At 41.0% G+C, this 15,861-nt stretch carries 7 protein-coding genes; all 7 read left to right on the top strand.

Features of this window, described 5'->3' with window-relative positions; genetic code table 11:
* Positions 1–7: 7 nt before the first annotated feature.
* The 7 genes from OQX63_RS04480 to OQX63_RS04450 all read left to right on the top strand — a co-directional run bounded on the left by OQX63_RS04480 (position 8) and on the right by OQX63_RS04450 (position 15,852).
* Positions 8–1,903 (top strand): RagB/SusD family nutrient uptake outer membrane protein, encoded by a 1,896-nt coding sequence (locus OQX63_RS04480; RefSeq protein ID WP_265849684.1) that lies wholly within the window; start codon positions 8–10, stop codon positions 1,901–1,903.
* 17 nt (positions 1,904–1,920) lie between these two features.
* On the top strand, positions 1,921–4,839 hold the full coding sequence (locus OQX63_RS04475) for a SusC/RagA family TonB-linked outer membrane protein (RefSeq protein ID WP_265849683.1): 2,919 nt from the start codon (positions 1,921–1,923) through the stop codon (positions 4,837–4,839).
* 21 nt (positions 4,840–4,860) lie between these two features.
* Entirely contained in the window at positions 4,861–6,633 is a 1,773-nt protein-coding gene (locus tag OQX63_RS04470) for a RagB/SusD family nutrient uptake outer membrane protein (protein WP_265849682.1), read from the top strand.
* A gap of 28 nt (positions 6,634–6,661) precedes the next feature.
* On the top strand, positions 6,662–7,696 hold the full coding sequence (locus OQX63_RS04465; RefSeq protein WP_265849681.1) for a DUF5627 domain-containing protein: 1,035 nt from the start codon (positions 6,662–6,664) through the stop codon (positions 7,694–7,696).
* A 596-nt stretch (positions 7,697–8,292) separates the two neighbouring features.
* Complete coding sequence (locus tag OQX63_RS04460) at positions 8,293–9,849, top strand: glycoside hydrolase 43 family protein (protein ID WP_265849680.1); 1,557 nt, start codon at positions 8,293–8,295, stop codon at positions 9,847–9,849.
* Between the two features lie 132 nt (positions 9,850–9,981).
* The gene (locus OQX63_RS04455) at positions 9,982–11,949 is read left to right on the top strand and encodes a sialate O-acetylesterase (RefSeq protein WP_265849679.1); all 1,968 of its coding nucleotides are present in this window, start codon (positions 9,982–9,984) and stop codon (positions 11,947–11,949) included.
* A gap of 738 nt (positions 11,950–12,687) precedes the next feature.
* Positions 12,688–15,852, top strand: a complete 3,165-nt coding sequence (locus tag OQX63_RS04450; RefSeq protein WP_265849678.1) for a SusC/RagA family TonB-linked outer membrane protein — start codon at positions 12,688–12,690, stop codon at positions 15,850–15,852.
* The last annotated feature ends 9 nt before the right edge of the window (positions 15,853–15,861 follow it).

The raw sequence follows: 15,861 nt of genomic DNA, 5'->3' as shown, positions 1-15,861 counted from the left end.
ATCGAAGATGAAAAATCTCTTTAGGCATAAAATATTGCCACTTATCATACTAGCAGGTATTTTTACAGTAAGTTCATGCAAAAAATATCTGGACAGATCTCCTCTTGCTGACATCCAGGAAGTTGATCCCTACAAAAACTTCAGAAACTTTCAGGGTTTTACTGAAGAACTATATAACTGTATTCCATTGCTGAGTGTAACGGAAGCACACAACAGCTTTAATTTAGGTGAAGACGAATTTTGGGAGATTGGAGAAACACGGTTGCTTTCCTACCAGATTGATCAGGGGAACTATATGGCCTGGAATAATACTTTTTATAATTTTCTGGGAAGTGGCGGGGATCCCACTAACGGAACAGGAACTGATCCGAACAGATCAAAAGGAAAATTATGGGGACTTTCCTGGTATGCCATCCGCAAAGCAAATGTAGGGCTTGCCAACCTGGATAAATTAACTGATGCCACTCAGGAAGAAAAAGACCTGATTGCGGGGCAGCTTTATTTTTTCAGGGGCTATTTCCATTTTGTTTTAATGGAATACTGGGGCGGCCTGCCATATACTGACCAGGTATTGCCAACTGACCAGTTGATCCCGCTATCCCGCCTAAGCTATCAGGCTACCGCGGATAAAGTTGCTGCAGATTTGCAGCGTGCCGCGGCATTGTTACCTGTAGACTGGGACCAAACCGTAGTGGGAAAGCAGACGGCAGGAAACAATAATACCCGTATCAATAAAATAATGGCACTCGGATTTCTTGGTAAAAACTACCTGTGGGCAGGAAGCCCGCTGATGAACAGGGAATCTACCGGAAATAATACTTATAACCAGGAATACTGTAAGAAGGCGGCAGATGCCTTGGCTTCAGCACTTCAAATTACCGAATCAACGGGGCGCTATGAACTTGCTCCTTTTTCACAGTATCGTGATTTATTCTATACTTTTAATCAAAATGGTAAAATACCAGGGCTAAAAGAAGCGATATTTCTTGAAAATCTTGCTGGATCAGCAGGAAGGTGGAGATGGAACCAGGTAAACGATTATCGTCCTTTGGTCATCCATCAGACCGGTATTAAAGTATATCCAACGGCTAATTACGTAGATTATTACGGCATGGCCAATGGCTTGCCGATCACCGATCCTGAACAGAAGGATTCAGAAAGCGGATATGATCCGGAATATCCCTGGAGAAACCGGGATCCCCGATTCTACAATGACATCATGATAGATGGCGAAAAATGTGTACTAAGTGCTCAAAGCGTTGGTAATAATGAATACCGCCAGTATGCAAGTCTTTTTACCAATGGACTTTTCAGGACTGCAGATGGAAACAAAAAAGTTTGGACGGGCTATCTGAACTCCAAATTGGTGTCTAAACTAATGAACGAATATGATGGTTACAGGGAAAATAATACTTTCGTACTGAGTCTGATGAGGCTTGCGGATGTTTACCTTCTTTATGCAGAAGCTGCTGCTACCGGATATGGTTCTCCTGAAAGTAAAGCCAACGGATACGGACTTTCGGCTGTAGATGCGGTTAACAAAGTGCGTAACCGTGCCGGGGTATCTAATGTGGCGGCAAAATTTTTATCCTCCAACACACTTTTCCTGAGTGAGCTCCGACGCGAACGTGCTGTTGAGCTGGCATTTGAAGGACACCGTTTCAATGATTTGAGAAGGTGGTTATTGTTAACCGAGCGTCCGTACACCCAGAAAAAAGCGGTTGAGTTTGACCGTGCCCTGACCAACGCTCAGGTTTATGCAGATCCTAAAAACGCCAGGGTAAGAAATTTCAGGGAAACCATACTTTTTGAAAGACAATTCGGTCAACGTCACTACTGGTTACCTTTCCGTATAGAAGATGTGTATATGTATAAAGAATTCAAGCAAAATCCAGGGTGGTAAAAAATAATTCAACAGAAATGAACAGAAAATATATAGTGACCTGTTGCTTTTGTCTAGTTGCTTTCCTTTTAAGGATCACCGGGACATCTGCACAGGAACAAAAGGATAGCATCGTTAAAGTGCCGTTTCGTAACGTTTCCGCGCAACTTCCTAACGATAGCCTGGTAAAAGTAGCATTCAGAACGGTCGCCCGCGAGGACTTACTGGGCGGCGTATCAACAGTCAACATTTCAGCGCTTTTGAAAAAAAGCTATAGCACCAGAAGTCTGGATAATTTACAGAGTTTTGTGGGTGGCTATAACGGAAATATCTGGGGGCAGGCACCGCTGATTCTAATTGATGGCGTTCCCAGAAATGCAGCAGATGTAAAACTTGTAGAAGTGCAGTCGATAACAATATTAAAAGGTGCCAATGCTGTAATGCTTTACGGAAGTACGGCCGCTAAAGGTGCTGTATTAATTACGACCAATAGAGGAAGTATAAAACCTTTGAGTATTAACGTACGGGCAAATACCGGAATCTTTGTACCTAAGGCTTATCCAAAATACCTGAACGGGGCAGATTACATGACCCTTTACAACGAAGCGCTCACCAATGATGGAATAGCGACTTCAGGAGCCGGATTTAGCCAGGAACAAATTAATAATACAAGGGCGGGAACAAATCCCTACAGATACCCTGATGTGGATTTCTTTAGCAATGATTACCTTAAAAATGCATATTCTAAATCCGATCTTACAACAGAGGTTTCAGGAGGAAATGAGTTTGCAAGATACTATACAAATATTGGTCTGAGCTATAATAATAGCCTTATCAAGTATGGTGAGCAGAAAAAAAATAGTGACTTTGGTTTCAATATCAGGGGTAATGTAGACATGAACATTACAAAATGGTTAACCGCCTCAGCTGATGCCGTAGCCATATCCTCCAACAACTATGCTGGCAGAGGAGATTTTTGGGGCGCGAGTTCTACAATAGCCCCGACTTTTAACAGGTTTTCCCCATTGATCCCCATAGACAGGCTTGATCCAAGTAATCCCGCCCTGCAGACCTTCGTGAAAAACAGTAACCATGTGATTGACGGAAAGTTCCTGTTGGGTGGTCAAAGTACAAATCCGACCAATGTGTTTTCAGATATGCTGGCCGCAGGATATGTCAGGACAAAAACCAGTACATTTCTTTACAACCTGGGTGTTAAAGCAGATTTGGCCTCTTTAGTGAAAGGTCTTTCGTTTACCACAGCAACCAGTATGGATTACGCTTCTTTATATTCTGAAGCTTACAACCTGCCTTATGCAACCTACCGTCCAACATGGTCTACTGTAAATGGCCAGGACGTGATCACAGCACTTGAAAAATTTGGCGAGGATAAAAATTCTACGAACGAATATGTTGGCAGGTCGACTTATACCCAAACGATGTCACTCCGTTCCCAGTTTGATTACGCCAGGGTTTTCGGTAATGATCATTCGGTAACAGCCACAGTTTTGGGCTGGTGGTATAAGACACAATTTTCGAGTGATATTGATAATCAGGGTGGTAGTGATTATCAGCCTGTATTAAATACGAATCTTGGGTTTCAGGCCGGTTATAATTTTAAAAGAAAGTATTACGTAGATTTTACCAGCGCTTTAGTTCATTCGGCTAAGCTTCCGCCCGGAAAACGAAATGCGCTCTCACCTTCAGTTTCTCTTGGTTGGAGAATCAGTAATGAAAGTTTTTTTAAGGATAACATCTCTTTTGTTGACGATCTGAAATTCAATGCTTCATATTCGTCTATTAACCAGGATATTGACGTGACCGGTTACAGGGCTAACAATGTTAATGAACCGGTTGATTATTATTTATATCAGGGCTATTACAGTAACACAGCTGCCCTTGGAGGTTATTATCAATGGCGTGATGGAGTTGCAGGAGGGAGGACTACACTTTCAGGCCAGTCTGAAAACCCTGATCTTACCTTCATTAAACGTAATGAGTTACGGGTAGGGCTAGATGCTTCCTTCTTTAAAAACCTCCTTACCCTTGATCTGAATTATTTTTCACAAAATACAAATGGACTTTTAGCACGTGGCGTAACCATTTATCCTTCTTATTTTTCCGGCTCAGGCGATTTCCGCCCATGGCTTAATTTCAATAAAGATAAACGCAGCGGCCTTGATTTCTCGCTTAACCTGAACAAGCATATCGGAGAATTGCAGTATTCCCTTGGCATTTCCGGAATGTTTTACGATAGTAAAGCGGTTAAACGTGATGAAATTGCAGACCAGGCCTATCTGGCCAGAGCGGGTAGGGCACTTGATGCCTATTATGGTTATGTGAGCGAAGGCTTCTTTCAAAACCAGGCAGATATTGATGCGCATGCCAAACAAACTTTTGGTGTGGTAAAACCAGGAGACCTCAAGTATAAGGATTTAAACGGCGATGGACTTATTGATGGCCGTGACCAGCAGGACTTAGGCCATACAGGCTGGGCTGCATCCCCGTTTACCTATGGCCTCAACCTGACCTTGAAATACAAAAACTTTACATTTTTTGCATTGGGTTCAGGAAGTCGCGGTGCGGTTGGGTTTAAAAATAGTTCCTATTATTGGGTTAGCGGAACTGGTAAATATTCCGAGGCGGTGTTAGACCGTTGGACAGAGGCTACAAAGATGAGCGCAACCTATCCCCGTCTGACTACAAACAGCAACAATAATTTTCGTAATTCCACTTTTTGGTTATATAAAACTAACCGTTTTGATCTCAACAGGGTTCAGTTAAGCTATGATTTTGATCATAAATTTTTGAAAGATTCTTTCGTACACGGACTTAGTTTATATGTTCAGGGAGATAACCTGCTCGTGATTTCAAATGAGCGGAAATTAATGGAAACCAATATTGGTACTGCACCACAAACCCGTTTTTTCAACCTGGGTGCCAGGGCATCTTTTTAATGGAATTAAACCAAGAATGATATGAAATTCAAAATATATATTATCGGATTAGCTGTTCTGGCTTTAGCTGGATGCAAGAAGATCCTTGATCCGGAACCGGAGAACCTTAAAACCCTTGATCAAATGTATAGCGACGCTAATTTTGCGCAGGGCTTTCTAATTAACGCTTACCGAACCATTCCAGCCTATTATGATAACTCAGATTTTGCTACTGATGATGCGGTAACCAACCAGCTTACCCATCCTTACCTGCAACTGGCGGCCGGTTCGTGGACTGCAGCCAGTAATCCCGCTTCAGTCTGGAACCAATCATATGAGGCCATGCAGTACATCAATCTTTTCCTTGCAAATTCTGGGAAGGTTAAATGGGCTGCGGATGCGGAAAGTGCAAAGCTTTTTAATATGCGCATGCGAGGAGAAGCTTTTGGATTGAGAGGTCTTTATTTGTACTTTCAGTTACGCAATCATGGAGGGATAGCTTCCAATGGTCAACTCACCGGCGTACCAATCCTCACAGAATATCAAGGTCCAACAAGTGAATTTAATTTACCCAGGGCAAGCTTCGATGCCTGCATAAAACAGATCTATAAAGATCTTGATAGCGCTGAAGCCTATTTGCCGGTTGAATATAACGATGTATCCTCGGCGGCACTGATTCCCACAAGGTTTCGCAGTATTACCCAGAATCCTGAGACTTATAACCGGGTGATGGGGCAGTATGCGCGTCAGCTTTTCAATGGCTTAATCGCAAAATCCTTCCGTACAAGAACGGCTTTACTGGCGGCAAGTCCGGCTTTTAAAAGCCCATCCAATACCCTTAGCTGGGCAGAAGCTGCAGATTATGCTGCACAGATTATCGATTATAAAGGTGGAGCAGGCAGTCTTCCCCAAAATGGTGGAACCTATTATGCCAATACCGGAGAAGTTGACGGACTGGGTGGTGGAAATAATCCTTCGGAGATCATCTGGAGAGAAAATATTGTAACTAACGACGGTAACCAGGAGGGACAACACTTCCCGCCTTCACTTTTTGGAAACGGCCTGATGAATCCAACCCAGAATTTAGTAGATGCATTTCCAATGGCAAATGGCTATCCGATTAATCATCCTAATGCAAATTATGTTGAAGCAACTCCTTATACCGGAAGGGATCCGCGTTTCGCCAAATACATCTTATTTAACGGAAGTACTGCAGGTGTATCAAATACTGTGATACGGACAGGGAGTGGTTCAGGTTCGGATGATGGGATAAATGTAAGGACTACTTCTACCCGTACCGGTTATTATATGAAAAAAAGATTAAGGATGGATGTTAACCGCAATCCCATTTCATTAAGCGGAAAAACACATTATAACCCTAGAATCCGCTATACAGAGATGTATCTTGCCTATGCAGAAGCCGCGAATGAAGCCTGGGGCCCAACAGGAGTTGGTACGCACAGCTATTCGGCTTACGATGTGATAAGAAATATCCGCAGAAGGGCTTTCGGTTTTTCCAGTGATCCTTATCTGGAAGAATGTAAATCTGATGTGGGTAAGATGCGTGAACTGATCAGAAATGAACGCCGGCTGGAACTGTGCTTTGAAAGTTTCCGGTTCTGGGATTTGCGTCGCTGGAAAGTGGATTTAACCAAGTTAAATGAGACGGCCAGAGGACTGGATGTGAATGGGAATGTGTTAAAGCCGTTAAATGTTGAACCTCGTGCCTTTCAGAGTTATATGTATTACGGTCCTGTTCCTAATTCTGAAATTTTAAAATACAACCAGCTCATCCAGAACCAGGGCTGGAAATAATAAAATATCATTTAAATAAACTATAAGCATGAAATTAAATCATATCTGTCTGGGTTTAGCAGCTGCCATTGGACTGCTTTCATCATGTAAAAATGATGAGCTTGTTTTTCCCGATAATGTCAATAATGCTGTCTATTTCGCCAATCAATATCCTTATCGAACCATCGTTTTAGGTGAGGATTTGTTATTCGACAATACACTGGATAATCAACACAAAGTGTCTATCAAGGCAACCCTGAGTGGGGTAAGCAAAAATAAAGAGAAAGTAACTGTCGGATTTAAAGTGGATGAAACCCTATTGGATGGCGTTAACTTTACTAATGGAGGCACTAAAGTACTTGCTTTGCCTTCGTCGTATTATAAACTGGGTTCCAATCAAATCACTATTGAACCAGGAAATATTCTGGGCGGGGTAGATGTTCAATTAACCGATGCTTTTTTTGCAGATCCGAAAGCCTTAACCCGGAATTATGTAATTCCCCTGGTGATGACAAGTTTGAACGGTGCGGATTCCATATTAAAAGGTATGCCCGCTGTAACCAGCCCATCCAGGGTTGTACCTTTGAATTGGGTAGTACAACCCAAAGATTTTGTGTTATATGGAATTAAATATGTAAATCCCTGGCACGGCAATTACCTGAGAAAGGGAGTAGATCAGATTACCCAGGCAAATGGCACGGTGACTAATGCCACCAGGAGGACAGCGAATGTGGAAAGTAATCAGGTAGTCAGCATCTCAACAAGTGCTTTAAAGGTTGCTAATTTACCCTTAACGATTAAAAACAGTGCTGGAAATAATGTGAATTTTACACTGGTTTTGAATTTTGCCGATGGTAATAATTGTACCGTCACTGCCAATTCAAATGATTTTGATATTTCCGGATCAGGTAAGTTTGTGTCAAACGGAGAAAAAAATAGCATCGGCGGAACAAACAGAAGTGCTATATACCTGGATTATACGGTAAACTTTAAAAACCTGAATGTTAAATATGCAACTAAAGATACCCTGATTGTTAGAGATAGGGGGATCAAAGCAGAGTATTTTGAAGTTGTGAAAAATTAGAAGCTGCAGCATAAATGATGACCGATTACTTACTGCATGTTACCCTAAGGATTATTTTATTGCATAAAATCAATATAGATGATTTGAGAAGTTAACGGCATAGCTCTCCTTGAGGAATCCGTCATTGCGCGAAGGCTTTTCAGCCGGCGAAGCAATCTTTTTAGCAAAAATCGCTAGTATAAAGTTTGCTTCGCCGTTCCTCCTCGCATTGACGAGATTTCTTAGGTTATGTGTAATGGTAGCTTGTCGAAAAAAATTATTTAACAGTAATGATCATTTCCTCGAGGAAGAGGCTGCCCCATAAATGTAAAACTGTCATCCTGAACTTGTCGAAGGACCTGCTTTAAATGTCTTACAAGGCGTTTCGACGACCTGTCCCGATTCGTCGGGAGGCTCAACTTGACAAATTCAATTGAATTACAATTTATGAGACAGCCTTTATTTAGGTTATGTGTCTTCGGTAGCTTGCTGAAAAACTTATTTAAATATACTTTTATGCGTTTAGATATTTCATCAGGTTCTGCGCAACGATACAAACTTTAGCGCAACTTGTTTTATGATTCAGCATCTTTAATAAATTCAAATTTACCCCAATTATGAAAAACCTCGTATTTTATCTGTGTGTTGTGTTTCTAAATGGCCTGTTTCATTTTACAGCCTATAGTCAGCTAGCCATAAATCCTATAATCGCTGCTGATGTACCCGATCCATCGATTATCAGGGTCGGAAAAACCTATTATATGAGCAGTACAACCATGCATATGAGTCCTGGACTGCCAATTATGAAGTCTACTGATCTCGTAAACTGGAAGATTGTAACATACGTTTATGATACCCTGGCAAATACTGATCAGCTAAATTTAAATAATGGCAAAAATGATTATGGGAGAGGATCCTGGGCCAGTAGTTTGCGCTATCATGAAGGCCGGTTTTATGTGAGCACTTTTTCTGGTACAACAAATAAAACATACATATATTCCACTACAGATATTGAAAAAGGCCCCTGGAAAAGATCCGCCTTCAGTCCTGCACTCCATGATCACTCCCTGTTTTTTGAAAAGGGCAGGGTGTTTATGGTTTACGGTGCAGGCAAAATTATGATTGCGGAATTAAATACTGATTTTTCTGGCATAAAAACAGGTACAAGCCCTCAGGTATTGATAGAAAATGCTACTCAGGTTGCTGGTAACAATCCAGGTTTACCTGCTGAAGGTTCGCAACTTTTCAAAGTGAAAGATAAATATTACTTGTTCAATATTACCTGGCCAAAAAACAGTATGCGTACGGTTATTATTCATAAAGCCGACAAACTAATGGGCCCCTACACGGGAAAAATCGGCCTTCAGGATAAAGGAGTAGCACAGGGTGGATTAATTAGTACTCCTGAAGGACAGTGGTTTTCATATCTTTTTCGTGATTATGGCGCCGTTGGTCGCATTCCTTATCTTGTTCCGGTTAAATGGGAGCAGGGCTGGCCTGTTCTTGGGGTAAATTCAAAAGTGCCAGATACACTTCAGCTCGCTAAAAACCTAAGCCTGATCCCTGGTATTGTAGATTCTGATAACTTCGATGGAACAGGTGAAGGAAACGGTCTTAAAAAGGTATGGCAGTGGAATCATAATCCAGATCATGCCAACTGGTCGCTTACCAGAAAAAAGGGCTATCTGACGATCCAAACCTCCAGGATTGATACCTCAGTGCTTTCGTCCAGAAATACACTTACCCAAAGAACGGTAGGGCCAGCAAGTTCTGCCGAAACCAGTATAGACCTGGAAAATATGAAAGTAGGGGACTGCGCCGGTATGCTGTTGCTTCAAAAAAAATATGGCTGGATAGGCGTTAAATCTTTAAAAGAAGGCCTGTTCATTGTGGTGAATACGGTGAATGATACTCAGCCTATGGAAAGTATTAAGATTCCACTAAAACAGCAAAAAATTTATTTAAGATTAGATTGTGACTTTAAGGATCGCCATGACCTGGCTTCTTTTGCTTACAGCTTAGACGGTAAATCATGGAATACGGTTGGCGAAAAACTGAAAATGTCTTACACCTTACCGCATTTTATGGGCTATCGGTTTGGTCTTTTCAATTATGCAACGGAACAAATTGGTGGACATGCAGATTTTGATTATTTCCATATCAAAGTTAACTAAGCAAGGCGTTTGAAGATATTTTAGAGAATTACTGCTATTGAGCTAAACAATTTGAACATTAATGGCCTCATTATATTCAAATGGCAGACCAAAAGCCAGAACTGTTAAATAGTTTTGGAAATTGATAAGAATATGAGAACAAAATTAATTTTATGCGGCTTAGTCTGGCTACTGGTTTTCAGTTTTTCGGTTTCTGCCAAAGTTACCCTACCCCAGCTGGTATCCAGCCATATGGTGCTCCAGCGCGAAACCCCATTAACAATATGGGGCTGGGCAACAGCAAAAGAAAAAATAACGATTATTTTTAACGGAAAAACATATCAGGCTACCACCGATGCACAAGGCTCATGGTCAGTAAAAATGAGCAAAATGAAAGCTGGCGGACCTTTTAAAATGACCATTAAAGGTGAGAACACAATTACCCTTGATGATATTATGCTGGGTGATGTTTGGTTTTGTTCTGGGCAGTCTAATATGGCCCTGCCCATGGAGCGATTAAAAGAAGCTTATCCTCAGGTGATTGAAAAGGATCATTTTCCTTTGATCAGGAACTTTTTTGTTCCAACCAAAGCAAGCCTTTCTGGAGAATCCATCGATCTTCCTCCCGGCAAATGGGTTCCTGCTACTGGTGCAGGTATCTTAAGTTTCGGGGGAACCAGCTATTTCTTTGCAAAAACCCTCTTCCAAAAATATAACATTCCAATAGGTATTATCAATTCAAGCGTTGGGGGCACCCCGATTGAGGCCTGGATGAGCCGTGATGCATTTTTGACGAATCCCAAACAGATGAAAAAAATTAATAACTTCAGGGATTCGGCATATATGGCCAATTATCAAAAAAAAGTTAAAGAGAATAACCTGGCCAGGCCAACAACATCAGCACATATAGTTGATGAAGGACTTTCAGGTCCGGTAAAGTGGATCGATCCTGATTTTAATGCCAGTGGCTGGCGAAAATTCTGGATGCCAGGCTACTGGGCAGATCAGGGAATCCGAAATATCAACGGAATTTTTTATTTCAGAAAAGAACTGAAGATTCCTGAAGAGATGAGCGGACAGCAGGCTAAGCTTTATATTGGCCGCATTATAGATGCCGATTCTGTATTCCTCAACGGTAAATTTATTGGCAACACGACCTATCAATATCCTCCCCGGAGGTATGTTGTTCCAGCCGGGCTGTTAAAAAAGGGAAAAAATATTCTTATTGTTAAAGTGGTGAGCAACAGTGGTAAAGGCGGCTTTGTGCCCGATAAAAATTATTCCTTAATCACTTCCGATAAAAAAATAGACCTGCGGGGCGAGTGGAGTTTTGAAGTAGGTTATGCGCAACCTAGGCAAAACCTGGGTTTTCTTGCCAATGCCGAAATGCCCTTAGTTGCACAGAATGAGCCAACCGGATTATTTAATACTATGGTTGCACCAGCTGTACAATTTGCAATAAAAGGTTTTGTTTGGTACCAGGGAGAATCGAATACCGGAGATCCAAAAGCATACGGTCAATTGTTACCAGCGCTTATAAAAGACTGGCGCAATAAATGGAAACAAGAAAATCTGCCGTTTATTTATGCGCAACTGCCTAATTTTATGGAAGCCAACTATTTGCCTGAAGAGAGTAATTGGGCGCAGTTTAGGCAAAGCCAGCTACAGGCACTCTCTGTACCCAATACAGGGATGGCTGTGGCTATTGATGCTGGTGAATGGAATGACATCCATCCGCTGGATAAAAAAGACGTGGGTGAACGTTTGGCGCTATGGGCTGCGCATTTAGCTTACCACGATCAGCAGATTACTTATTCAGGACCTATTTATAAATCAAACCAGTTAAGGGGATCTGAATTGACCATAAATTTTGACCATAGCTCACCTGGGTTAATGATAAAGGGAGCTGATAAACTGAGCGGTTTTGCCCTTGCGGGTGAGGATAAGGTTTTCTATTGGGCCCAGGCCAGGATAATAGGAGATAGCGTTGTGCTTTCGAGCCCCATGGTTTTAAAACCAGCCTTTGTCCGTTATGCATGGGCAGATAATCCAGATCGAGCTAACTTATACAACAAAGCAGGTTTACCGGCTTCACCTTTTGAAGCAGAAGTGAATAAATAGAGTATTCCTAGAAACTTCTGCCTGCAACTATGTTCAAGATTAACATTAGTTGTAAAAATGCTCCTGGTTTTAGAACTAATCGGGGTGTAAAATTTCAAGAATTAGCTTGTTTAAATTTTTATTAGCGATCATCATCACCCTGAATTCATTTCAGGGTCTATTTGTAAAGAAATGTTAAAAATGAACTAGCTAAAAGATAGTTGAAAATACTAGTTTCTACTTGTAGAATAAATCTGATTACAATCATAATTGTATAGTGATTTTGTCTTCTATGTTGAGGAAAGAAAACAAAAATTCAACCGATTGCATAAAGCAGATTTTTCGACATTTTTTATCAGATTTATACCCTTTTGCTAATCATTTTCATGCACAATATACATGAAAATGATTAGCAAAAATCAGCATTAAAAGTAAACATAATAATATGTTTTTTTTATTAAAATACGCGTTTATTAGTATTTAAAGGCTGTTTTTAACTCAATTTTTCGATTCTTAAATACACGTATTTTTATTCTGACAGTAAAATTTTGTCTTCCAAATAACTTCTTTTGTAGCTCCATTTTTGTGTCGCCCATTTAATCATAGCTCCTTTTCGATTTGAACATTTATTCTATTAATATGCACAATCAAATCATGAGCAGATGAGCAATCCAAATATCTTTATCGCAGAATAAATCTGAATTGAACCAGCGAGGTATTGCTCATTAATTTTTGGTGCGTGATTTAAACATGTGCCTGATGATTTTCCAAATAACAGCTGGTCTTTTCTTATTCTTTAACCATTATAAACCATTAATTATGAGAAGTGAAATTTTACAATTTTCTGTAACGTCGCGCTGGAAATTTTTCAGGTATCTCCCCAAAGTGATGTTATTGGCAACACTGATATTTTCGGCTTTTATTGCACAGGCACAAACTGTGGTAAAAGGGAAAATTGTTGATGAAAAAGGTAATGCAATGCCAGGTGTAGGTGTCCTTTTAAAAGGAACAAATACCAGTACCTCATCGCAGGATAACGGAAGTTTTTCCATTACCACCACTGGTGCAAACCCCGTTTTAATATTCTCTTTTGTGGGTTATACCAATAAAGAGGTTCCGGTTAAAGGTCAGAGCACTATAAATGTAAGCCTTCAACCAAGTGCAGCAGAGCTGGGCCAGGTAGTTGTGGTAGGTTATGGTACCCAACGCAAAGAGGCGGTTACAGGTTCTGTAGCCTCTATTGGGGGAGAAAAAATCCGAGAAGTGCCGGCACCCAATATCGCTCAGGCCATTCAGGGACGTTTGGCAGGTGTTAATATTTCGCAAACTTCAACCAAACCAGGTGCAACCATGCAGATCCTGATCCGTGGTCAACGTTCACTATCGGCTAGTAATGAGCCACTTGTGGTATTGGATGGGATTCCATTTCCTGGCTCAATAGGCGACATCAACCCTAACGATATTAAAAGTATCGATATCTTAAAAGATGCATCTGCTACTGCTATCTATGGTTCAAGAGGTGCCAATGGTGTAATCTTGTTAACGACCAACAGAGGACAGATTGGTGCACCAGCCAAGATTTCTTACAATACATACACAGGTTTGCAAACCTTATTTGCAAAATATCCGATGATGAACGGGCCTGAATTTATTGCATTGAGGAAAGCCGCAGGGCTATTTACAACACTTGGTGTTGATGAATCCAATGATGTAAATACAGATTGGCAGGATCTGTTTTATAATAAAAACGCTATTGTAACCAGTCATGATTTGGGTGTTACCGGTGGTTCAGCAACCAGTAACTACAGTTTTGGTGGCGGATATTATAAAAACCAGAGTTTAATTCCTACACAGCAATATACCAGGTATTCAATGAAAGCATCGCTGGATCAGCAAATCGGCAAGCTTTTCCGTGTTGGATTTACCACCAATAATAATTATAACATTAGTGAAGGCAATCAGGTTGGTATTTACGGCAATTTGAGCAATACTCCTATTTCAAATCCTTATAATGCAGATGGTAGTTTAAAACGTACCGTTAGAATGCCACAAGATGAAGCTTTTGTTTATACCAATGGCATTGTAAAGGATTTGCATGATAAGTGGTTGAATGAGACACGTGGCTTTGCTACCTATAATTCATTATACGGTGAGGTTAAAATTCCATGGGTTGAAGGGTTGAAATACCGTGCTAACCTGGGATTGGATTTTATCCAGAGCAATAATGGTAACTTCACTGGTGTTGGGGTGGGTAATACTACAGCCACTACACCTTCTACCGCTGGCGTAGGTAACTCACAAACTTACCACTGGACACTGGAGAATTTACTGACCTACGACCGCAGTTTTGGAAAACATACTTTCAATGCAGTTGCCTTGTATTCTGCTGAACAAAATAAATTCAATTCTTCTTCTATGACCGCCAGGGATATCCCTTCCGAAGCCTTCCAGTTTTATAATCTTGGGCAGGCAAATGGCGAGATCACCATTGGTAGCGGTACGCCTCAAAACCCACTCTATACCCTTACCGGACTTGTTTCTTACATGGGAAGGATTATGTACTCGTATGATAACAAGTACTTATTAAGTGCTACCCTTCGGTCTGATGCTTCATCGCGTTTGGCGCCAGGGCATAAATGGCATACCTATCCGGCAGTTTCAGTGGGATGGAACCTGATGAATGAATCTTTTATGAAAGGAATTAGTGTAATTGATAAATTAAAAATCCGTGTAGGTTACGGACAAACGTCCAATCAGGCGGTTGCTCCATATCAAACACTTGGGCTGTTAAGTACCCGCCCATATAATTTTGGCGATAATACTTATGCAACCGGATATTACGTATCTCAGCTTCCAAGTCCGGGCTTAGGATGGGAATATTCTGAAACCTGGAACTATGGTTTGGATTTTTCAATCTTAAAAAACCGCATTTCCGGTACTTTTGAATACTATGACACCAAAACCAAAGACATCCTGCTGAGCGTGGCCTTACCCTCAACTGCGGGTGTAGGTAGCTATACGGCTAATATCGGCCAAACACAGAATAAAGGCTGGGAATTGAGTTTAAATGGTGTAATCCTTGAAAATCAGGGTGGATGGACCTGGGATGTAGGTTTCAACATTACGGCAAATAGAAACAAATTGACTGCCCTGGCTTCCGGACAAACCCGTGATGAAGGAAACGCATGGTTTGTAGGTCATAATATCAATGCCATTTATGACTATGAAAAAATCGGATTATGGCAGTCAGGAGACCCTTACTTAAATGTGCTTGAACCAGGTGGTAACGTAGGGATGATTAAAGTTAAATATACCGGAGACTATGATGCAAACGGTGTTCCAACAAGGGCTATCGGTGCGGCCGACAGACAAATTATCGATATTGATCCAAAGTTTACCGGTGGTTTTAATACAAGGGTTGCCTACAAGGGATTTGACCTGAATGTTGTGGGGCTTTTTAAAAGTGGCGGAACATTGGTAAGTACACTTTACGGCTCAGCAGGCTATCTGAATTTATTAACAGGTCGTAGAAATAATGTTAAGGTAGATTATTGGACACCTGATCATACAGATGCAAAGTATTCTAAACCGGGTGGTATTGCCAGTGGCGATAACCCTAAATACGGAAGTACGCTAGGTTATTTCGATGCATCATTCCTAAAAATCAGAACCATCTCTCTTGGTTATGATTTTAACAGAGATCTGATTAAAAATTCAAATGTAAGGTTGCGCATGTACCTAACCGTACAAAATCCATTTGTAATGTTCTCTCCTTATCACAGGGAGTCTGGTATGGATCCGGAAACCAATTCATTTGGTGACGAAAACCAGGCTGTTACTTCTTATCAACGAAGAATTTTAACTATTGGTACCAACACACCTTCAACCCGTAATTATGTTGCAGGTCTTAATTTAACATTTTAGTATAAATAG

It is taken from the genome of Pedobacter sp. PF22-3, from assembly GCF_026239555.1.
GTDB lineage: Bacteria > Bacteroidota > Bacteroidia > Sphingobacteriales > Sphingobacteriaceae > Pedobacter.
Note: the sequence above shows the minus strand (reverse complement) of the source record. Positions and strands in the feature narration are given on the sequence as shown.